Annotated in this window: 26 protein-coding genes; all 26 read right to left on the bottom strand. The window is 68.9% G+C overall.

Going from position 1 to position 17,091, the window contains the following annotated elements:
• Positions 1–115: 115 nt before the first annotated feature.
• The 26 genes from map to fusA all read right to left on the bottom strand — a co-directional run bounded on the left by map (position 116) and on the right by fusA (position 17,067).
• Complete coding sequence (gene map / locus PP1_RS20760) at positions 116–961, bottom strand: type I methionyl aminopeptidase (RefSeq protein WP_010228504.1); 846 nt, start codon at positions 959–961, stop codon at positions 116–118.
• Between the two features lie 78 nt (positions 962–1,039).
• Positions 1,040–1,594 carry an adenylate kinase gene (locus tag PP1_RS20755; protein ID WP_010228502.1) on the bottom strand — a complete coding sequence of 185 codons (555 nt, stop codon included), beginning with the start codon at positions 1,592–1,594 and terminating at the stop codon, positions 1,040–1,042.
• A 128-nt stretch (positions 1,595–1,722) separates the two neighbouring features.
• Complete coding sequence (gene secY / locus PP1_RS20750; RefSeq protein WP_010228500.1) at positions 1,723–3,033, bottom strand: preprotein translocase subunit SecY; 1,311 nt, start codon at positions 3,031–3,033, stop codon at positions 1,723–1,725.
• Positions 3,034–3,388: 355 nt separating this feature from the next.
• The gene (gene rplO, locus PP1_RS20745) at positions 3,389–3,847 is read right to left on the bottom strand and encodes a 50S ribosomal protein L15 (protein WP_010228497.1); all 459 of its coding nucleotides are present in this window, start codon (positions 3,845–3,847) and stop codon (positions 3,389–3,391) included.
• Positions 3,844–4,029, bottom strand: a complete 186-nt coding sequence (gene rpmD / locus PP1_RS20740) for a 50S ribosomal protein L30 (RefSeq protein WP_010228496.1) — start codon at positions 4,027–4,029, stop codon at positions 3,844–3,846. Before rpmD ends, rplO begins: the two co-directional genes overlap by 4 nt.
• A 5-nt stretch (positions 4,030–4,034) precedes the next feature.
• On the bottom strand, positions 4,035–4,667 hold the full coding sequence (rpsE, locus tag PP1_RS20735; RefSeq protein ID WP_010228493.1) for a 30S ribosomal protein S5: 633 nt from the start codon (positions 4,665–4,667) through the stop codon (positions 4,035–4,037).
• Positions 4,668–4,707: 40 nt separating this feature from the next.
• On the bottom strand, positions 4,708–5,076 hold the full coding sequence (gene rplR / locus PP1_RS20730; RefSeq protein WP_227012851.1) for a 50S ribosomal protein L18: 369 nt from the start codon (positions 5,074–5,076) through the stop codon (positions 4,708–4,710).
• 44 nt (positions 5,077–5,120) lie between these two features.
• The gene (rplF, locus tag PP1_RS20725; RefSeq protein WP_010228489.1) at positions 5,121–5,660 is read right to left on the bottom strand and encodes a 50S ribosomal protein L6; all 540 of its coding nucleotides are present in this window, start codon (positions 5,658–5,660) and stop codon (positions 5,121–5,123) included.
• A 17-nt stretch (positions 5,661–5,677) separates the two neighbouring features.
• Positions 5,678–6,076 carry a 30S ribosomal protein S8 gene (rpsH, locus tag PP1_RS20720; RefSeq protein ID WP_010228487.1) on the bottom strand — a complete coding sequence of 133 codons (399 nt, stop codon included), beginning with the start codon at positions 6,074–6,076 and terminating at the stop codon, positions 5,678–5,680.
• 127 nt (positions 6,077–6,203) lie between these two features.
• A complete protein-coding gene (locus tag PP1_RS20715; RefSeq protein WP_010228486.1) occupies positions 6,204–6,389 on the bottom strand; it encodes a type Z 30S ribosomal protein S14 in 186 nt (61 codons plus the stop codon).
• Between the two features lie 4 nt (positions 6,390–6,393).
• Positions 6,394–6,957 (bottom strand): 50S ribosomal protein L5, encoded by a 564-nt coding sequence (gene rplE / locus PP1_RS20710; protein ID WP_010228484.1) that lies wholly within the window; start codon positions 6,955–6,957, stop codon positions 6,394–6,396.
• A gap of 1 nt (position 6,958) precedes the next feature.
• Positions 6,959–7,285 (bottom strand): 50S ribosomal protein L24, encoded by a 327-nt coding sequence (gene rplX / locus PP1_RS20705; RefSeq protein WP_010228482.1) that lies wholly within the window; start codon positions 7,283–7,285, stop codon positions 6,959–6,961.
• A gap of 14 nt (positions 7,286–7,299) precedes the next feature.
• Positions 7,300–7,668, bottom strand: a complete 369-nt coding sequence (gene rplN, locus PP1_RS20700; protein WP_010228481.1) for a 50S ribosomal protein L14 — start codon at positions 7,666–7,668, stop codon at positions 7,300–7,302.
• A gap of 8 nt (positions 7,669–7,676) precedes the next feature.
• On the bottom strand, positions 7,677–8,021 hold the full coding sequence (rpsQ, locus tag PP1_RS20695) for a 30S ribosomal protein S17 (protein ID WP_082398774.1): 345 nt from the start codon (positions 8,019–8,021) through the stop codon (positions 7,677–7,679).
• Entirely contained in the window at positions 8,018–8,263 is a 246-nt protein-coding gene (gene rpmC / locus PP1_RS20690; RefSeq protein WP_010228477.1) for a 50S ribosomal protein L29, read from the bottom strand. Before rpmC ends, rpsQ begins: the two co-directional genes overlap by 4 nt.
• Positions 8,263–8,682: a 50S ribosomal protein L16 gene (gene rplP / locus PP1_RS20685; RefSeq protein ID WP_010228475.1), complete on the bottom strand. Its 420-nt coding sequence runs from the start codon at positions 8,680–8,682 to the stop codon at positions 8,263–8,265. Before rplP ends, rpmC begins: the two co-directional genes overlap by 1 nt.
• Positions 8,683–8,685: 3 nt before the next feature.
• Positions 8,686–9,525, bottom strand: coding sequence for a 30S ribosomal protein S3 (rpsC, locus tag PP1_RS20680; protein ID WP_075297572.1), 840 nt, complete (start codon positions 9,523–9,525; stop codon positions 8,686–8,688).
• Positions 9,525–9,941, bottom strand: a complete 417-nt coding sequence (rplV, locus tag PP1_RS20675) for a 50S ribosomal protein L22 (RefSeq protein ID WP_010232347.1) — start codon at positions 9,939–9,941, stop codon at positions 9,525–9,527. The genes rpsC and rplV overlap by 1 nt, the downstream gene beginning before the upstream one ends.
• A 37-nt stretch (positions 9,942–9,978) precedes the next feature.
• Positions 9,979–10,260, bottom strand: coding sequence for a 30S ribosomal protein S19 (gene rpsS, locus PP1_RS20670; protein ID WP_010232348.1), 282 nt, complete (start codon positions 10,258–10,260; stop codon positions 9,979–9,981).
• A gap of 14 nt (positions 10,261–10,274) precedes the next feature.
• Positions 10,275–11,108, bottom strand: coding sequence for a 50S ribosomal protein L2 (gene rplB, locus PP1_RS20665; RefSeq protein ID WP_010232349.1), 834 nt, complete (start codon positions 11,106–11,108; stop codon positions 10,275–10,277).
• Between the two features lie 16 nt (positions 11,109–11,124).
• Entirely contained in the window at positions 11,125–11,424 is a 300-nt protein-coding gene (gene rplW, locus PP1_RS20660; RefSeq protein WP_010232350.1) for a 50S ribosomal protein L23, read from the bottom strand.
• Positions 11,421–12,107: a 50S ribosomal protein L4 gene (rplD, locus tag PP1_RS20655; protein ID WP_010232351.1), complete on the bottom strand. Its 687-nt coding sequence runs from the start codon at positions 12,105–12,107 to the stop codon at positions 11,421–11,423. The genes rplW and rplD overlap by 4 nt, the downstream gene beginning before the upstream one ends.
• Positions 12,104–12,790 carry a 50S ribosomal protein L3 gene (gene rplC / locus PP1_RS20650; RefSeq protein ID WP_050802408.1) on the bottom strand — a complete coding sequence of 229 codons (687 nt, stop codon included), beginning with the start codon at positions 12,788–12,790 and terminating at the stop codon, positions 12,104–12,106. The genes rplD and rplC overlap by 4 nt, the downstream gene beginning before the upstream one ends.
• A gap of 14 nt (positions 12,791–12,804) precedes the next feature.
• Positions 12,805–13,110 carry a 30S ribosomal protein S10 gene (gene rpsJ / locus PP1_RS20645; RefSeq protein WP_003938093.1) on the bottom strand — a complete coding sequence of 102 codons (306 nt, stop codon included), beginning with the start codon at positions 13,108–13,110 and terminating at the stop codon, positions 12,805–12,807.
• Positions 13,111–13,621: 511 nt separating this feature from the next.
• Complete coding sequence (gene tuf, locus PP1_RS20640; protein ID WP_010232372.1) at positions 13,622–14,815, bottom strand: elongation factor Tu; 1,194 nt, start codon at positions 14,813–14,815, stop codon at positions 13,622–13,624.
• 149 nt (positions 14,816–14,964) lie between these two features.
• The gene (gene fusA, locus PP1_RS20635) at positions 14,965–17,067 is read right to left on the bottom strand and encodes an elongation factor G (RefSeq protein ID WP_010232374.1); all 2,103 of its coding nucleotides are present in this window, start codon (positions 17,065–17,067) and stop codon (positions 14,965–14,967) included.
• Between the last annotated feature and the right edge of the window lie 24 nt (positions 17,068–17,091).

Here is a 17,091-nt window from a genome sequence, read left to right as displayed (position 1 = left end):
ACGGTCTGTGGGCCCGGGACGTGACGGGCACTACCCGCTGGGAGAGCCCTTGATCGATTACCCGGTACGACCTGTATCGATCAGGGCCTGACCTGCCGGGCGGGTGGCCGGAGGGTCAGCTACCCGGACGGTCGGGTGCGCCGGCGGGCGCGGTCAGCAGCCACGGCCCGTCCTCGGTGACGGCGACGGTGTGCTCCCAGTGCACGGCCCGTCCGCCGCTCGCGGTGACGACGGTCCAGCCGTCGTCCAGCTCCACGGTCTCCGGGTCCCCCGCGACGAGCATCGGCTCGACGGCCAGGGCCATCCCGGGCCGCAGCCGCGGGCCGCGGCCCGGCTCGCCGTGGTTGGGCAGGAACGGGTCCATGTGCATCGAGGTGCCGATGCCGTGCCCGCCGTACTCCGCGACGATGCCGTAGTCGGCGCGGTCCGCCTCCGCGGCGGCCCGGCACGCCTCCTGGATCGCGTACGAGACGTCGGTGAGGCGCGCCCCGTCCTGCACGGCGACGACGCCGGCGTCCATCGCGCCCCGGCACGCCGCGGACAGCGCCAGGTCGGCCGGCGAGACCTCGCCGACGGCGATGGTGACGGCCGAGTCGCCGTGCCAGCCGTCCAGGATCGCGCCGCAGTCGACCGACAGCAGGTCGCCGTCGGCCAGCACCTGCCCCGCGGACGGGATGCCGTGGACGATCTGCTCGTTCACCGAGGCGCAGATGCTCCCCGGGAACCCGTGATACCCGAGGAACGAGGGGACCCCGCCGCCGTCGCGGATGGTCTGCTCGGCCAGCGCGTCCAGCTCGGCGGTGCTCACCCCCGGCTTGGCGTGCTCGGTGACGGCGGCGAGCGTCGCGGCCACCAGTGCCCCCGACTCCCGCATCGCCTGCAGCTGACGCGGGGTCTTGAGCTCGATGTCCCGTCCCCGGTACCGGGCGATGGCGCCACGGAGGCCACCCCGACCGTTCATGCGTTCCCTCGGTTCCTCGCCGTGCCGGCCGGCACCGCCCGGTCGTCCCGGGCGGGGCCCACTGCCGACGCCGGTCCGCTAGGCGCTGCGGTCGCGCAGCGCGGAGAAGACCCGCTCGGTGATCTCGTCGATCTCACCGACGGCGTCGATCGTGACCAGCTGGTCGCGGTAGTGGTCCAGCAGCGGCGCGGTCTCCTCGCGGTACACGCGCTGCCGGTTGCGGATGGTGTCCTCGTTGTCGTCACTGCGGCCACGGCCCAGCAGCCGCTGCACGACGACCTCGTCCTCGACGTCGAACTGGACGACGGCGTCGAGCTTCAGGCCCTTCTCGTCCAGGATCGCGCCGAGCGAGGCCGCCTGCGCGGTGTTCCGCGGGAACCCGTCGAGGATGAAGCCCTTCTCCGTGTCGGCGTCGCCGAGACGGTCCTTCACCATGCCCACGGTCACCTCGTCGGGGACGAGGTCCCCGGCGTCCATGTACCGCTTGGCCTCGCGGCCGAGCTCCGTCTCGTCGCGCAGGTTCGCGCGGAACAGATCGCCCGTCGAGATGTGCGGGACATCCAGCTTCTCGGCCATCTGCTCAGCCTGGGTCCCCTTGCCGGCACCGGGCGGTCCCACCAGAACGAGTCGCACGCGAACCCGACCTCCTGAAGTCTCTTGCTTGTCCACACCGGCGGCGTTACCGGCGCGCGGTGCCGCCGGCACCGAACCGGGGCCGGGGCCCCGACCGGGGTTCCCGCACGGCCACGTTCCGCCGGACTCTAACGCAGGAAACCCTCGTAGTTCCGCTGCATGAGCTGGCTCTCGATCTGCTTCAGGGTGTCGAGGCCCACCGTCACCATGATCAGCACGGCCGTACCACCGAACGGGAAGTTCTGGTTCTGGCCGGTCCCGGTGATGCCGAGGAAGAAGTTCGGCAGCACCGCGATGATGCCCAGGTACAGCGATCCCGGCAGCGTGATGCGGCTGAGCACGAAGTTCAGGTACTCGGCGGTGGGCCTGCCGGGCCGGATGCCCGGGATGAAGCCGCCGTACTTCTTCATGTCCTCGGCGCGCTCGTCGGGGTTGAACGTGATGCCGACGTAGAAGTACGTGAAGAAGATGATCAGTGCCATGTACAACACGATGTGCACGGGATTGGACTGATCGACGAGATAGGTCTGCACGAACTGCTGGAACCATCCGCCCTCGTTCCCGGCGAGCCGGGCGACCAGGTCGGGCAGGTACAGCAGCGAGCTACCGAAGATCACCGGCACGACGCCGGCCTGGTTCACCTTCAGCGGGAGGTACGTCGAGGTGCCGCCGTACATCCGGCGCCCGACCATCCGCTTGGCGTACTGGACCGGGATCCGCCGCTGGCCGTTCTCGATGAACACGACGCTCGCGATGATGGCGAGACCGAAGGCGCAGACACCGGCGAAGACCAGGCCGCCCGAGTTCTCCAGGATGAGCTGGCCCTCGGCGGGGATCCGGTGCGCGATCGAGGCGAAGATCAGCAGCGACATGCCGTTGCCGATGCCGCGCTCGGTGACCTGCTCGCCCAGCCACATCACCAGCGTCGTTCCGGCGACCATCGTGACGACGATGACGACCAGGGTGAAGACCGACGAGTCCGGGATGACCGGCAGCTGGCAGCCCTGGAAGAGCTGGCCCCGCTCGGCGAGCGCGACGAAGCCCGTCGCCTGCAGCACCGCGATACCGATCGTCAGGTAGCGGGTGTACTGCGTCAGCTTCGCCTGGCCGGACTGGCCTTCCTTCTTCAGCTGCTCGAACCGCGGGATCACGACCTGCAGCAGCTGCACGATGATGCTCGCGGTGATGTAGGGCATGATGCCCAGCGCGAAGATCGACAGCTGGAGCAACGCCCCGCCGGAGAACAGGTTGATCAGCGAATAGACGCTCGCGTTGTCGCCGCCCTCGACCTGGCGGACGCACTCCTGGATGTTGGGGTAGGACACCCCCGGCGACGGGATGTTCGCCCCGAGCCGGTACACCGCCACGATCGCCAGCGTGAAGAGGATCTTCTTGCGGAGATCCGGCGTGGTCAGGGCCGACCGGACTGCGCTGAGCACTCGGTGATCCTCCTACGACGTCGGCGGCCCGACACCGCCTGCGCCGGCCCCGGGACGGGGACGGCCGGTTGGAAGACGCGATCCGCGCCTTGCGGGGACACCCGGGCCGGCAGGTCCTGCACCGGCGGGGGCTGCGCGATGACACGCCTGTCCCGTTGCCTCGGACGCGTAGTCCGGAAGTGACTGTAACAGCGGCCCGGACACGCCTCGGCGCCGCCCACGAACCCGTCCCGCCTGGGCGGACGACGGGCACCGTGGACGGCGCCGTGGACGTGTCGGAGGGGGCGGTGCGGAGCCGATGGCTCCGCACCCCCGGCCGCCTGGCCTCGGGGCCGGGCCCCGTCCCGCGAGCTCGTCAGAGCTCGGAGACGGACCCACCCGCGGCCGAGATCTTCTCGCGCGCGGAGGCCGAGAACTTGTGGGCCTTCACCGTGAGGGTGACGCCCGACAGCTCGCCCTCGCCCAGCACCTTGACCGGCTGGTTCTTGCGAACCGCGCCCGCCTCGGCCAGCTCGGCCGGTCCGACCTCGCCACCCTTCGGGAACAGGGCGGCCAGCTCGCCGACGTTCACGACCTGGTACTCGACCTTGAAGCGGTTCTTGAAGCCCTTGAGCTTCGGCAGCCGCATGTGCAGCGGCATCTGACCGCCCTCGAAGCGCGGCGACACCGTCTTGCGGGCCTTCGTGCCCTTGGTGCCGCGACCGGCGGTCTTGCCCTTCGAGCCCTCACCACGACCCACACGGGTCTTGGCCTGCTTCGAGCCCGGGGCCGGCCGCAGGTCGTGCAGCTTGATCACGTTCTGCTCGTCGCTCACGCCTGCACCTCCTCGACGGTCACGAGGTGGCGCACCACGTGGACGTACCCGCGGGTCTGCGGGTCGTCCGGGCGCTCCACCGACTGCCGGATCTTGCGCAGGCCCAGCGAACGCAGCGAGTCACGCTGGTTCTTCTTGGTCCCGATCCGGCTCTTCACCTGGGTGATCTTCAGAGTGGCCATGTCGCTCACACCCTCGCCGCGTCGGCCTCGGCCCGCCGACGCATCATGCTATGCGGGGCGACGTCCTCGAGCGGCAGGCCACGGCGGGCCGCCACCTCCTCCGGACGCTGCACCGACTTCAGCGCGGCCACCGTGGCGTGCACGATGTTGATCGCGTTGTCGGAGCCGAGCGACTTGGACAGGATGTCCGAGATGCCGGCGCACTCCAGCACCGCGCGGACCGGGCCACCGGCGATGACACCGGTACCCGGCGACGCCGGACGCAGGAGAACGACGCCAGCGGCGTCCTCACCCTGCACGCGGTGCACGATCGTGCCGCCGATGCGCGGGACGCGGAAGAAGTTCTTCTTCGCCTCCTCGACGCCCTTGGCGATCGCGGCCGGCACCTCCTTGGCCTTGCCGTAGCCGACGCCCACCAGGCCGTCGCCGTCGCCGACGATCATCAGCGCGGTGAAGCTGAACCGGCGGCCGCCCTTGACGACCTTGGCCACGCGGTTGATCGTGACCAGCCGCTCGATGTACGGGGTCTTGTCCTGGGCCGCCCCGCCACGGCCACCGTCCCGGCGGTCCCGGCTGTTGCGGTTGTCGTTGCTACCGCCGCCGGGCCCTCCGCCGTCACGCCGCGTACGTCCCGGCATCAGACGATCCCTTCAGTTCCGTGCATGGTCTGCGTCTTCATCAGAACTCCAGGCCCCCCTCGCGGGCGGCGTCGGCCAGAGCCGCGATCCGCCCGTGGTAGGCGAGGCCCCCACGGTCGAACACGACCGCGGAGACGCCGGCGGCCTTGGCCCGGGCTGCGATGAGCTCGCCGACCTTGGCCGCCTTGGCCTTCTTGTCGCCGTCCACCGTGCGCACCTCGACGTCCAGGCTGGACGCGTGCGCCAGGGTGTGCCCGGCGAGGTCGTCGATCAGCTGGACGGTGATGTGCCGCGAGGAGCGGTTGACCGCCAGACGCGGGCGGACCGGCGTACCGGAGATCTTCTTGCGGAGCCGGGCGTGCCGACGGATGCGCGAGTCGCGGCGCTTGCGCGCAACCTGGGACGCCATCCGCCGACGGGCGGCACCCGACACGGTCTCGTTCGTCTCGGCCATCACTTACCCGTCTTTCCGACCTTGCGGCGGACCTGCTCGCCGGCGTACCGCACGCCCTTGCCCTTGTACGGGTCGGGACGGCGCAGCTTCCGGATGTTCGCGGCGGTTTCGCCGACCAGCTGCTTGTCGATGCCGGAGACCGAGAACCGGGTCGGCGACTCGACCGCGAAGGAGATGCCCTCCGCCGGCTCGATGACGACCGGGTGCGAGTAGCCCAGGGAGAACTCGAGGTTCGCGCCCTTGAGCTGCACCCGGTAACCCACGCCGTGGATCTCCAGCTTCTTCTCGTAGCCGGCGCTGACGCCGACGACGATGTTGTTCACGAGCGAGCGGGACAGGCCGTGGAAGGCCCGGGTCTCGCGCTCCTCGTCAGGACGCTGGACCAGCACCGCGCCGTCGTCGTCGCGCTCGACCGTGATCGGCTCGATGACGGTGTGCGACAGGGTGCCCTTGGGGCCCTTCGCGGTGACCGTGCGGCCGTCGATGGTGATCTCCACGCCGGACGGGACGGTGACGGGCAGCTTTCCGATGCGGGACATCGTTCGTTACCCCTTTCTCACCAGGCGTAGGCGAGGACTTCCCCGCCAACGCCGCTCCGGTAGGCCTGCTGGTCGGTCATCAGACCCCGCGAGGTCGAGATGATCGCCACGCCGAGGCCACCCAGGACCCGCGGCAGGTTCGTCGACTTCGCGTACACGCGCAGACCGGGCTTGGAGACCCGGCGCAGGCCGGCGATGCTCCGCTCACGGTTGCGGCCGTACTTCAGCTCGACCACCAGGGACTTGCCGACCTCGGCGTCCTCGGTGTGGTGGGCCGCGATGTAGCCCTCCTTCTGCAGGATCTCCGCGATGGAGACCTTCAGCTTGGAGTGCGGCATCACGACGCGGTCGTGGTAGGCCGAGTTCGCGTTCCGCAGACGGGTCAGCATGTCTGCGATCGGATCGGTCATCGTCATGGTGTATGTCTCTTTCCCGCCGTGGTTCCTCGCGGCCCGGCGCGGTGCCCCCGTGGAGGGGCACCGCGCCGGCGCGGGCCTTCGGCGATCGGGTCGACCCGGGCCCCGCCGGTGCGGGGCCTGCGGATCACCAGCTGGACTTGCTCACACCCGGCAGCTCGCCGGCGTGGGCCATGTCGCGCAGGCACACGCGGCAGAGGCCGAACTTGCGGAAGACGGCACGCGGACGGCCGCACTTCTGGCAGCGGGTGTAACCCCGCACGCCGAACTTCGGCTTCGCGTTCGCCTTGTTGATGAGCGCCTTCTTCGCCATTCGCTCAGCTCTCCTTGAACGGGAAGCCCAGGTGGCGCAGCAGCGCCCGGCCTTCGGCGTTGGTGGTCGCGGTGGTCACGACCGTGATGTCCATGCCCCGCGGCCGGTCGATGGTGTCCGGGTCGATCTCGTGGAACATCGACTGCTCGTTCAGCCCGAACGTGTAGTTCCCGCGACCGTCGAACTGGTCGCCGCTCAGGCCCCGGAAGTCCCGGATACGCGGCAGCGCGATGGTCAGCAGCCGGTCCAGGAACTCCCACATGCGGTCGTTGCGCAGGGTCACCTTCGCGCCGATGGGCATCCCCTCGCGCAGCTTGAACTGCGCGATCGACTTGGTCGCGCGGCGCAGCTGCGGCTTCTGACCGGTGATGGTGGCCAGGTCGCGCAGCGCGCCGTCGATCAGCTTGGAGTCCCGGGCGGCGTCGCCGACACCCATGTTCACCACGACCTTGGTCAGGCCGGGGATCTGCATGACGTTCGTGTAGCCGAACTCCTCGCGCAGGGAGCCGAGGATGTCGTCACGGTAACGCTGCTTGAGACGCGGGATCTCGGTGGTCGGAGCGGTCATCTCAGATCTCCTTCCCGTTGCGCTTGGAGATCCGGACCCGGCGGGTCGTGCCGTCCTCGTTCTCGACGACCTTCTTGCCGATCCGGGTCGGCTTGCCGTCCGAGTCGACGACCATCACGTTCGAGACGTGGATGGCCGCCTCCTGCGTGACGATCCCGCCGCTCTCGGCGCCACGCTGGTTCTGGCTGATCCGGGTGTGCTTCTTGATCCGGTTCACGCCCTCGACCAGCACGCGCTCACGGTCCGGGTAGGCCGCGATGACCTTGCCCGTCGCGCCCTTGTCCTTGCCGGCGATCACCTGCACGGTGTCGCCCTTCTTCACCTTCATCTTCGCCTTCATGATCAGAGCACCTCCGGAGCGAGGGAGATGATCCTCATGAACTTGCGGTCGCGCAGCTCGCGCCCGACCGGGCCGAAGATACGGGTCCCTCGGGGTCCGTTGTCCGCCTTGATGAGGACGGCGGCGTTCTCGTCGAATCGGATGTAGCTGCCGTCGGGACGGCGCTTCTCCTTCTTGGTGCGCACGATGACCGCCTTGACGACGTCACCACGCTTGACACCTGCGCCGGGGATGGCTTCCTTGACCGTAGCGACGATGACGTCGCCGATCCCGGCGTAGCGCCGCGCGGAGCCGCCCAGCACCCGGATGCACAGGATCTCCTTGGCACCGGTGTTGTCGGCGACGCGCAGCCGCGACTCCTGCTGGATCACTGTGACTCCTACTTGGCCTTCTCGAGGATCTCCACCAGCCGCCAGCGCTTGGTCGCCGACAGCGGACGGGTCTCCATGAGGCGGACACGGTCACCGATGCCGGCCGTGTTGCCCTCGTCGTGCGCCTTGACCTTGCTGGTCCGGCGGATGACCTTGCTGTAACGCGGGTGCTTGACCCGGTCCTCCAGCGAGACGACCACGGTCTTGTCCATCTTGTCGGACACGACCAGGCCCTCGCGGACCTTGCGCTCGCCGCGCTGCCCCTCCGGCTTGACGTGCGCGGACTGCGGCTTGCTCGCCGCGGTCGCGTCGTCGGCCGGCGAGCGCACGTCGTCGCTCACGCCCTCGCTCATGCTGCGCCCTCACTCTCGATCGGCGCAGCGGAAAGGCCCAGCTCACGCTCGCGCATGACGGTGTAGACCCGCGCGATGTCGTGGCGGACGGCCCGCAGCCGCCGGTTGTTGTCCAGCTGCCCGGTGGCCATCTGGAAGCGGAGGTTGAACAGCTCCTCCTTGGCCTCCCGGACGCGCACGACCAGCTCCTCGTCGGAGAGCTCGCGCAGCTCGGCCGCCTTGGTGTTGCCAGCGCTCGCCATCAGATGTCACCACCCTCACGGGACACGATCCGGCACTTCATGGGCAGCTTGTGGATGGCCCGGCGAAGTGCCTCGTGGGCCGTCTCCTTGTTCGGGAAGGTCATCTCGAACAGCACCCGGCCGGGCTTCACGTTCGTGACCCACTTCTCCGGCGAACCCTTACCGGAGCCCATGCGGACCTCGGCGGGCTTCTTGGTCATCGGGATGTCCGGGAAGACGTTGATCCAGATCTTCCCGCCACGCCGGATGTGCCGGTTGATGGCGATACGTGCGGACTCGATCTGCCGGTTCGTCACGTAGGCCGGCTCCAGCGCCTGGATGCCCCAGTCACCGAAGGTGACCGCGGTACCGCCGCTGGCCATGCCCTTGCGCTTGGGCCGGTGCTGCTTGCGGTGCTTGACCTTGCGTGGGATCAGCATCTGTCAGCTCTCCCCACCGTTGCTCTGGTTCTCACCGGAGGCCGGCGCCTCGGCGGTCGCCGTGGAGGCGCCGCCCTGGCCGCCGCTCTGCGCGGCACGCCCGGCCTCGGTGCTGGTCGCGGTCGTGCCCGAGGCACCCGAGCGACGACGGGCCGGACGCTCGCGGCGCGGACCGCGCCCCGGCGCCTCGGCGGCGGGCGCGCCCTCACGGCGGCCACCGACGACGTCACCCTTGTAGATCCAGACCTTCACGCCGATCCGGCCGAAGGAGGTCCGGGCCTCGAACAGGCCGTAGTCGATGTCCGCGCGCAGCGTGTGCAGCGGGACCCGACCCTCGCGGTAGAACTCCGACCGCGACATCTCGGCGCCGCCGAGCCGGCCGGAGCACTGGACCCGGATGCCCTTGACCTGCGGGCTGCGCATGGCCGACTGGATGGCCTTGCGCATCGCACGCCGGAAGGCGACACGATTCGACAGCTGCTCCGCCACGCCCTGCGCGACGAGCTGTGCGTCGGACTCCGAGGCCTTGACCTCGAGGATGTTCAGCTGGACCTGCTTCTTCGTCAGCTTCTCCAGGTTGCCCCGGATGCGGTCGGCCTCGGCGCCGCGGCGGCCGATCACGATGCCCGGACGGGCGGTGTGGATGTCCACCCGCACGCGGTCCCGGGTCCGCTCGATCTCGACCTTGGAGATGCCGGCCCGCTCCATGCCCTTGGAGAGCATCTTGCGGATCTCGACGTCCTCCTTCACGTACTCCGAGTACTGCTTGTCCGCGTACCAGCGCGACTTCCAGTCCGTGGTGATGCCCAGGCGGAAGCCGTGCGGGTTGATCTTCTGCCCCATCAGCGGGCCCTCCCCTTCGCACCACGACGGCCGGCCTTCGCGGGGACCGACTCGACCTCGATGGTGATGTGGCTCGTCCGCTTGCGGATCCGGTAGGCGCGCCCCTGGGCACGCGGACGGATGCGCTTCAGCGTCGGGCCCTCGTCGACCATCGCCACGGCCACCACGAGGGTGTCCGGGTCCAGGTCCAGGTTGTTCTCCGCGTTGGCCGCGGCGCTGGCCACGACCTTCGCCACGGGCTCCGCAGCCGACTGCGGCGAGAACCGCAGGATCGCGAGCGCCTCGGACACCGGCAGGCCGCGGACCAGGTCCACGACGCGGCGGGTCTTCATCGGCGAGCTACGGACGAACCGTGCCACGGCACGCGCACGAGTCGGCTCGAGCACGGCGCCGGTGGTCTCGGCAGTGTCTGCCATTTCCTCCACCTCTCCTTGTCGCTACTCGGGCCGGCTTCTAGCGCCGACGTGCCTTGCGGTCGTCCTTGATGTGACCCCGGAAGGTCCGCGTGGGGGCGAACTCCCCCAGCTTGTGCCCGACCATCGAGTCGGACACGAACACCGGGACGTGCTTGCGGCCGTCGTGCACGGCGATCGTGTGACCGATCATGTCCGGGATGACGGTGGACCGTCGGGACCACGTGCGGATGACGGTCTTCTTGCCGGACTCGTTGAGGGCGTCCACCTTCTTGAGCAGGTGGTCGTCCACGAAGGGGCCCTTCTTCAGGCTGCGCGGCATCTTTACCTCCCTGCTCAGCGCTTCTTGCCGGTACGGCGCCGGCGGACGATCAACTTGTCGGAGGGCTTGTTGCGACGGGTGCGGCCCTCGGGGGTACCGGCCGGGTTGACCGGGTGCCGGCCACCGGAGGTCTTGCCCTCACCACCACCGTGCGGGTGGTCCACCGGGTTCATGACGACACCACGGACGGTCGGGCGCTTGCCCTTCCACCGCATGCGGCCGGCCTTGCCCCAGTTGATGTTGGCGTGCTCCGAGTTGCCGACCTCGCCGACGGTCGCGCGGCAGCGCACGTCGACGTTGCGGATCTCGCCGGAGGGCATCCGCAGCTGCGCGTAGGGCCCGTCCTTGGCGACCAGCTGGACGCCGGCGCCGGCCGAGCGCGCGATCTTCGCGCCGCCACCGGGGCGGAGCTCGATCGCGTGCACCACGGTGCCCGTCGGGATGTTGCGCAGCGGCAGGTTGTTGCCCACCTTGATGTCGGCCCGGGGGCCGTTCTCGATCGGGTCGCCCTGCTTCAGGCGGGCCGGGGCGATGATGTAGCGCTTCTCCCCGTCCGCGTAGTGCAGCAGCGCGATCCGCGAGGTGCGGTTCGGGTCGTACTCGATGTGAGCGACCTTCGCCGGGATCCCGTCCTTGTCGTTGCGACGGAAGTCGATCAGGCGGTAGGCCCGCTTGTGGCCGCCACCCTGGTGCCGGGTGGTGATCCGGCCGTGGGCGTTGCGGCCGCCCTTGTTGTGCAGCGGACGCAGCAGCGACTTCTCCGGGTGGTCCCGGGTGATCTCGGCGAAGTCCGAGACACTGGAGCCGCGGCGACCGGAGGTCGTCGGCTTGTACTTACGAATGGCCATGGGTCTGCTCGCTCCCTCAGCTCGCCTGGCCACCGAACACGTCGATCGCCTTGCTCTCCTCGGAGAGCGTGACGATCGCGCGCTTGGTGTCCTTGCGCTTGCCGTAGCCGGTGCGGGAGCGCTTGCGCTTGCCCGGGCGGTTCAGCGTGTTCACGCTGGTCACCTTGACCCCGAACACCTTCTCCACGGCGATCTTGATCTGGGTCTTGTTCGCGTCGGGTGCCACGACGAAGGTGTACTGGCGCTCGTCGAGCAGCCCGTAGCTCTTCTCCGAGACGACCGGCGCGAGCAACACGTCCCGCGGGTCCGTGATCACTTCTCGCCCTCCTCAGCGGCAGCCCGGCGGCTCGCGGCCTTCGGCGTGGCGATGGGGCCGGACAGGAAATCGTCCAGCGCCGTCTGCGTGAACACGACGACGTCGTTGACGAGCACGTCGTGGGTGTTCAGCTGGTCCGGCGCGATCATGTGGACCTGCGGCAGGTTGCGCAGGCTCAGCAGCGCGGTCTCCGCCGTCCGCTCGACGACGACGAGCACGCGGCTCGCACCGGCCTCCGGCAGCAGGACCTCGAGGGTCTTGCGGGCGGCCTTGGTCGACGGGGTGTCACCCTCGACCAGAGCGGACACGACGTGGACGCGGCCGGCGCGGGCCCGGTCCGAGAGGGCACCGCGCAGGGCGGCGGCCTTCATCTTCTTCGGGGTCCGCTGCGAGTAGTCCCGCGGCGTCGGGCCGTGCACGGTGCCACCACCGGCGAACTGCGGCGCGCGGACCGAACCCTGACGGGCGCGGCCGGTGCCCTTCTGCCGGTACGGCTTCTTGCCACCACCGCGGACCTCGCCGCGGGTCTTGGTGTCGTGCGAGCCCTGGCGCGCCGCGTTCAGCTGCGCGGTCACGACCTGGTGCATGAGGGCGATGTTCGCCGTCACGTCGAAGACGTGGTCGGGCAGCTCGACGCTGCCACCTGCGGCGCCCTCCGGCGTCTTGATCTGAACGGTGCTCACTTGCCATCACCCTTCGCGGGGGTCTTCACCACGACGAGGCCACCACGGGCACCGGGGACCGCGCCCTTGATGAGCAGCAGGCCGCGCTCGGCGTCCACGCGGTGAACCTTGAGGTTCTGCGTGGTCTGGCGCTCGGAGCCCATCCGGCCGGCCATCCGCACGCCCTTGAACACGCGGCCCGGGGTGGCGCAGCCGCCGATCGAGCCCGGCGAGCGGTGCTTGCGCTGGGTGCCGTGCGAGGCGCCCAGGCCGGCGAAGCCGTGCCGCTTCATGACACCGGCGAAGCCCTTGCCCTTGGTCACTCCGACCACGTCGACCTCGGCGATCTCCGCGAAGGCCTCCGCGGTGATCTCCTGGCCCGGCGTGTAGTCGGCCGCGTCGGCGGTGCGGAGCTCGAGGAGGTGGCGACGGGGGGTGACGCCGGCCTTGGCGAAGTGGCCGGTCTCCGGCTTGTTCACCTTGCGCGGGTCGATGGCCCCGTAGGCCAGCTGGACGGCGGTGTAGCCGTCGGACTCCTCCGAGCGCACCTGGGTCACGACGTTCGGCCCGACCTGGACCACCGTGACCGGCACGACGCGGTTGTTGTCGTCGAACACCTGGGTCATCCCGAGCTTGGTGCCCAGGACCCCGGTGATGTTCCTGGCCTGCTTCGTGGCGGCCGTCTTCTTGTTCACTGCAGTCATCGTCGCCCCCACGCCTACTGGATGTTGACGTCGACGCTCGCCGGGAGGTCGATGCGCATGAGCGCGTCGACCGTCTTCGGCGTCGGGTCGAGAATGTCGATCAGCCGCTTGTGCGTGCGCATCTCGAAGTGCTCGCGCGAGTCCTTGTACTTGTGCGGCGAGCGGATGACGCAGTACACGTTCTTCTCGGTAGGCAGCGGCACGGGGCCGACGACCCGGGCACCGGTGCGCGTCACGGTCTCCACGATCTTGCGAGCAGACGCGTCGATTGCCTCGTGGTCATAGGCCTTGAGCCTGATGCGGATCTTCTGTCCCGCCATGGTCGTCGGTCGTCCTCTTCTTCCTGCCGCGGGGGTGTCGCGGTTCGGCCCCGTAAGAACTCGCGCCGTGCTGCCACCGGGGGATCCCCGGGACGCGGCCGGCTGCGGCCCGTGCTCTGTTCAGGTCTGTCGGCCCGGAGCGGCTCCAGTCGCCTGGAACCGGCTTCCTGCCGGGGCTCTCCGGTCCACGCGGTCGGGCGTGTCGCACCCGACCCTCATGGTTCTACCCGGGTCACCGCGTCCCACCCCCTGTGGGGCGGGCATGTCGTTGGATCTCCCCGATCCCGCTGCCCGACACCGGCTGACCGGGACGGGAACGACGAACTCGGGGCTCACAACGAACATGGCGCGTGGAGCGCGACTCCTGAACTACCGGAGGACCGGGAACAGAGGCGGCGCTTCCACGCGCCATGCTCATCGTGCAACCCGTCAAGGATGACACACCGCTGTGCGGCACCCTCGACCGGGGGGTGGGTAGCGGGGCTGCTCACCTCGGAGCAGCCCCGCGACCTCACGCGTTGATCTTGGTGACCTGACCGGCGCCCACGGTACGACCACCCTCACGGATGGCGAACTGCAGGCCCTCCTCCATGGCGATCGGCTGGATCAGCTGAACGCTCATGGTGGTGTTGTCACCCGGCATGACCATCTCGGTGCCCTGCGGGAGGGTCACCACACCGGTCACGTCGGTCGTCCGGAAGTAGAACTGCGGACGGTAGTTGTTGAAGAACGGGGTGTGACGGCCGCCCTCGTCCTTGCCCAGGATGTAGACCTGGCCCTCGAACTCGGTGTGCGGGGTGATCGAACCCGGCTTCACGACGACCTGGCCGCGCTCGACGTCCTCGCGCTTGATGCCGCGGAGCAGCAGGCCGACGTTCTCGCCGGCACGCCCCTCGTCGAGGATCTTCCGGAACATCTCGACACCGGTGACGGTGGTCGAGGTCTTGTTCGGGCGGATCCCGACGATGTCGACGGTCTCGTTGACCTTCACGATGCCCCGCTCGACACGGCCGGTGACGACCGTGCCGCGACCGGTGATCGTGAAGACGTCCTCGACCGGCATGAGGAACGGCTTCTCGATGTCGCGCTCGGGCTCCGGGATCGCCTCGTCGACGGCGTCCATCAGCTCGACGATCGCGTTGGCCCACTGCTCGTCGCCCTCGAGGGCCTTGAGCGCCGAGACGCGGACGATCGGGAGGTCGTCTCCCGGGTAGTCCTGGTCCGAGAGGAGCTCACGGACCTCCATCTCGACGAGCTCCATGATCTCCTCGTCGTCGACCATGTCCGCCTTGTTCAGGGCGACGACGATGTACGGCACGCCGACCTGACGCGCGAGCAGCACGTGCTCGCGGGTCTGGGGCATCGGGCCGTCGGTCGCGGCGACCACCAGGATCGCGCCGTCCATCTGGGCGGCACCGGTGATCATGTTCTTCACGTAGTCGGCGTGCCCGGGGCAGTCGACGTGCGCGTAGTGCCGCTTCTCGGTCTGGTACTCGACGTGCGCGATGGAGATCGTGATACCGCGCTGGCGCTCTTCCGGCGCCTTGTCGATCATGTCGAACGCCGAAGCCTCGTTGAGGTTCGGGTACTTGTCGTGCAGAACCTTGGTGATGGCCGCCGTCAGCGTGGTCTTGCCGTGGTCGATGTGACCGATGGTGCCGATGTTGACGTGCGGCTTGGTCCGCTCGAACTTCGCCTTCGCCACTGCTGGGTCCTCCTGGACTCTTGTCTTCTTCTCCGCCGTGCTGACGGCAGGTCTGTGGGTGTGAGGTGCGGGCCGCGGACCTTACAGATCCGCGGACCGCTCCCTCCGAGCAGGTCGGACTGGGTACCGACCGGCCCTCGTTGCGAGACTTACTCGCCCGTCGCCTTCGCGATGATCTCCTTGGCCACGTTCGCCGGAACCTCGGCGTACGAGTCGAAGACCATCGTGTAGTTCGCCCGGCCCTGGGTCCGCGACCGGAGGTCACCGACGTAGCCGAACATCTCGGACAGCGGCACGAGCGCCTTGACGACGCGGGCGCCGGCCCGCTCCTCCATGGCCTGGACCTGACCACGACGGGAGTTCAGGTCGCCGATGACGTCACCCATGTAGTCCTCGGGGGTGGTGACCTCGACGGCCATCATCGGCTCGAGGATGGCGGGGCTCGCCTTGCGGGCCGCCTCCTTGAACACCATCGAACCGGCGACCTTGAAGGCCATCTCCGAGGAGTCGACCTCGTGGTACTGCCCGTCCAGCAGGGTGCACTTCACGCCGACCACGGGGTAGCCGGCCTGGATGCCGTACTGCATGGCGTCCTGGACACCGGCGTCCACCGACGGGATGTACTCCCGCGGGATGCGGCCACCGGTGACCTTGTTCTCGAACTCGTACAGCGCACCGTCGCCGCCGGTGAGCGGCTCCAGGTTGATGATGACGCGGGCGAACTGCCCCGAGCCACCGGTCTGCTTCTTGTGCGTGTACTCGTACTTCGTGACCGGCTGCCGGATGGTCTCCCGGTAGGCGACCTGCGGCTTGCCGATGTTGGCCTCGACCTTGAAGTCGGACTTCATCCGGTTGACGAGCACCTCGAGGTGGAGCTCGCCCATGCCGGCGATGATGGTCTGGCCGGTCTCGTCGTCCAGGGAGACCTGGAACGTCGGGTCCTCCTCGGCGAGCTTCTGGATCGCCGTGGAGAGCTTCTCCTGGTCGGCCTTCGACTTCGGCTCGACGGCCACCTGGATGACCGGGTCCGGGAAGGTCATCGACTCGAGGACGATCGGGTTCTGCGAGTCGCAGAGCGTGTCGCCGGTGGTCGTGTCCTTCAGACCGATGACCGCGTAGATGTGCCCGGCGACGGCCTCGTCGACCGGGTTCTCCTTGTTGGAGTGCATCTGGAAGAGCTTCCCGATGCGCTCCTTGCGGTCCTTCGTCGAGTTGATGATCTGCGCGCCCGACGCGACCCGGCCCGAGTAGACCCGGACGTAGGTCAGCTTGCCGAAGAACGGGTGGGCGGCGATCTTGAAGGCCAGCGCCGAGAACGGCTCGTCCTTCGACGGCTTGCGGCTCGCCGGGGTCTCACCGTCGGTGAGGAAGCCCTCGACCGGCGGCACGTCGTACGGCGACGGCAGGTAGTCGATCACCGCGTCCAGCATCGGCTGGACACCCTTGTTCTTGAAGGCGGACCCGCACAGGACCGGGTAGGCGGCGCGGTCGGTGACCAGCTTCCGGATACCGGTCTTGATCTGCGCGACCGAGATCTCCTCGCCGCCGAAGTAGGCCTCCATCAGGGCGTCGTCGGTCTCGGCGACGGCCTCGATGAGCGCGGTCCGGTACTCCTCGGCCCGCTCCTTGAGCTCGGCCGGGATCTCCTCGATGGCGTAGTCCTCGCCCTTCTTGGGCTCGCCACGCCAGGTCAGCGCCCGCATCTCGACCAGGTCGACGACACCGATGAAGTCCGACTCCGACCCGATCGGCAGCTGCAGGGGCAGCGGCGTCGCGTTCAGCCGGTCCTTGATCGTCTGGACGGTGAAGTAGAAGTCCGCGCCCAGCTTGTCCATCTTGTTGACGAAGCAGATGCGGGGGACGTCGTACTTGGTGGCCTGCCGCCAGACCTGCTCGGACTGCGGCTCGACCCCCTCCTTGCCGTCGAAGACCGCCACCGCGCCGTCGAGCACCCGCAGGGACCGCTCCACCTCGACGGTGAAGTCGACGTGCCCGGGGGTGTCGATGATGTTGATCTGGTGGTCGTTCCAGAAGCAGGTCGTCGCGGCCGACGTGATCGTGATGCCGCGCTTCTGCTCCTCCTCCATCCAGTCCATGGTGGCGGCGCCGTCGTGCACCTCACCGAGCTTGTAGTTGATCCCGGTGTAGTACAGGATCCGCTCGGTCGTGGTGGTCTTACCGGCGTCGATGTGGGCCATGATGCCGATGTTGCGGACCTTCGTGAGGTCCGTCAGCACGTCCTGTGCTGCCACTGCTCAGCTCTCCCTCGATCGCGA

The organism is Pseudonocardia sp. P1, assembly GCF_000178675.2.
Taxonomy (GTDB): domain Bacteria; phylum Actinomycetota; class Actinomycetes; order Mycobacteriales; family Pseudonocardiaceae; genus Pseudonocardia.
Note: the sequence above shows the minus strand (reverse complement) of the source record. Positions and strands in the feature narration are given on the sequence as shown.

Excerpts from the sequence above, each read along its gene's own strand:
- map (WP_010228504.1), bottom strand. The coding sequence starts at position 961 with ATGAACGGTCGGGGTGGCCTCCGTGGCGCCATCGCCCGGTACCGGGGA.
- rpmD (WP_010228496.1), bottom strand. The coding sequence starts at position 4,029 with ATGGCCACTCTGAAGATCACCCAGGTGAAGAGCCGGATCGGGACCAAG.
- rpsE (WP_010228493.1), bottom strand. The coding sequence starts at position 4,667 with ATGCCGGGACGTACGCGGCGTGACGGCGGAGGGCCCGGCGGCGGTAGC.
- rplR (WP_227012851.1), bottom strand. The coding sequence starts at position 5,076 with ATGGCGTCCCAGGTTGCGCGCAAGCGCCGCGACTCGCGCATCCGTCGG.
- rplF (WP_010228489.1), bottom strand. The coding sequence starts at position 5,660 with ATGTCCCGCATCGGAAAGCTGCCCGTCACCGTCCCGTCCGGCGTGGAG.
- rpsH (WP_010228487.1), bottom strand. The coding sequence starts at position 6,076 with ATGACGATGACCGATCCGATCGCAGACATGCTGACCCGTCTGCGGAAC.
- PP1_RS20715 (WP_010228486.1), bottom strand. The coding sequence starts at position 6,389 with ATGGCGAAGAAGGCGCTCATCAACAAGGCGAACGCGAAGCCGAAGTTC.
- rplE (WP_010228484.1), bottom strand. The coding sequence starts at position 6,957 with ATGACCGCTCCGACCACCGAGATCCCGCGTCTCAAGCAGCGTTACCGT.
- rplX (WP_010228482.1), bottom strand. The coding sequence starts at position 7,285 with ATGAAGGTGAAGAAGGGCGACACCGTGCAGGTGATCGCCGGCAAGGAC.
- rpsQ (WP_082398774.1), bottom strand. The coding sequence starts at position 8,021 with ATGAGCGAGGGCGTGAGCGACGACGTGCGCTCGCCGGCCGACGACGCG.
- rpmC (WP_010228477.1), bottom strand. The coding sequence starts at position 8,263 with ATGGCGAGCGCTGGCAACACCAAGGCGGCCGAGCTGCGCGAGCTCTCC.
- rplP (WP_010228475.1), bottom strand. The coding sequence starts at position 8,682 with ATGCTGATCCCACGCAAGGTCAAGCACCGCAAGCAGCACCGGCCCAAG.
- rpsC (WP_075297572.1), bottom strand. The coding sequence starts at position 9,525 with ATGGGGCAGAAGATCAACCCGCACGGCTTCCGCCTGGGCATCACCACG.
- rplV (WP_010232347.1), bottom strand. The coding sequence starts at position 9,941 with ATGGCAGACACTGCCGAGACCACCGGCGCCGTGCTCGAGCCGACTCGT.
- rpsS (WP_010232348.1), bottom strand. The coding sequence starts at position 10,260 with ATGCCGCGCAGCCTGAAGAAGGGCCCCTTCGTGGACGACCACCTGCTC.
- rplB (WP_010232349.1), bottom strand. The coding sequence starts at position 11,108 with ATGGCCATTCGTAAGTACAAGCCGACGACCTCCGGTCGCCGCGGCTCC.
- rplC (WP_050802408.1), bottom strand. The coding sequence starts at position 12,790 with ATGACTGCAGTGAACAAGAAGACGGCCGCCACGAAGCAGGCCAGGAAC.
- rpsJ (WP_003938093.1), bottom strand. The coding sequence starts at position 13,110 with ATGGCGGGACAGAAGATCCGCATCAGGCTCAAGGCCTATGACCACGAG.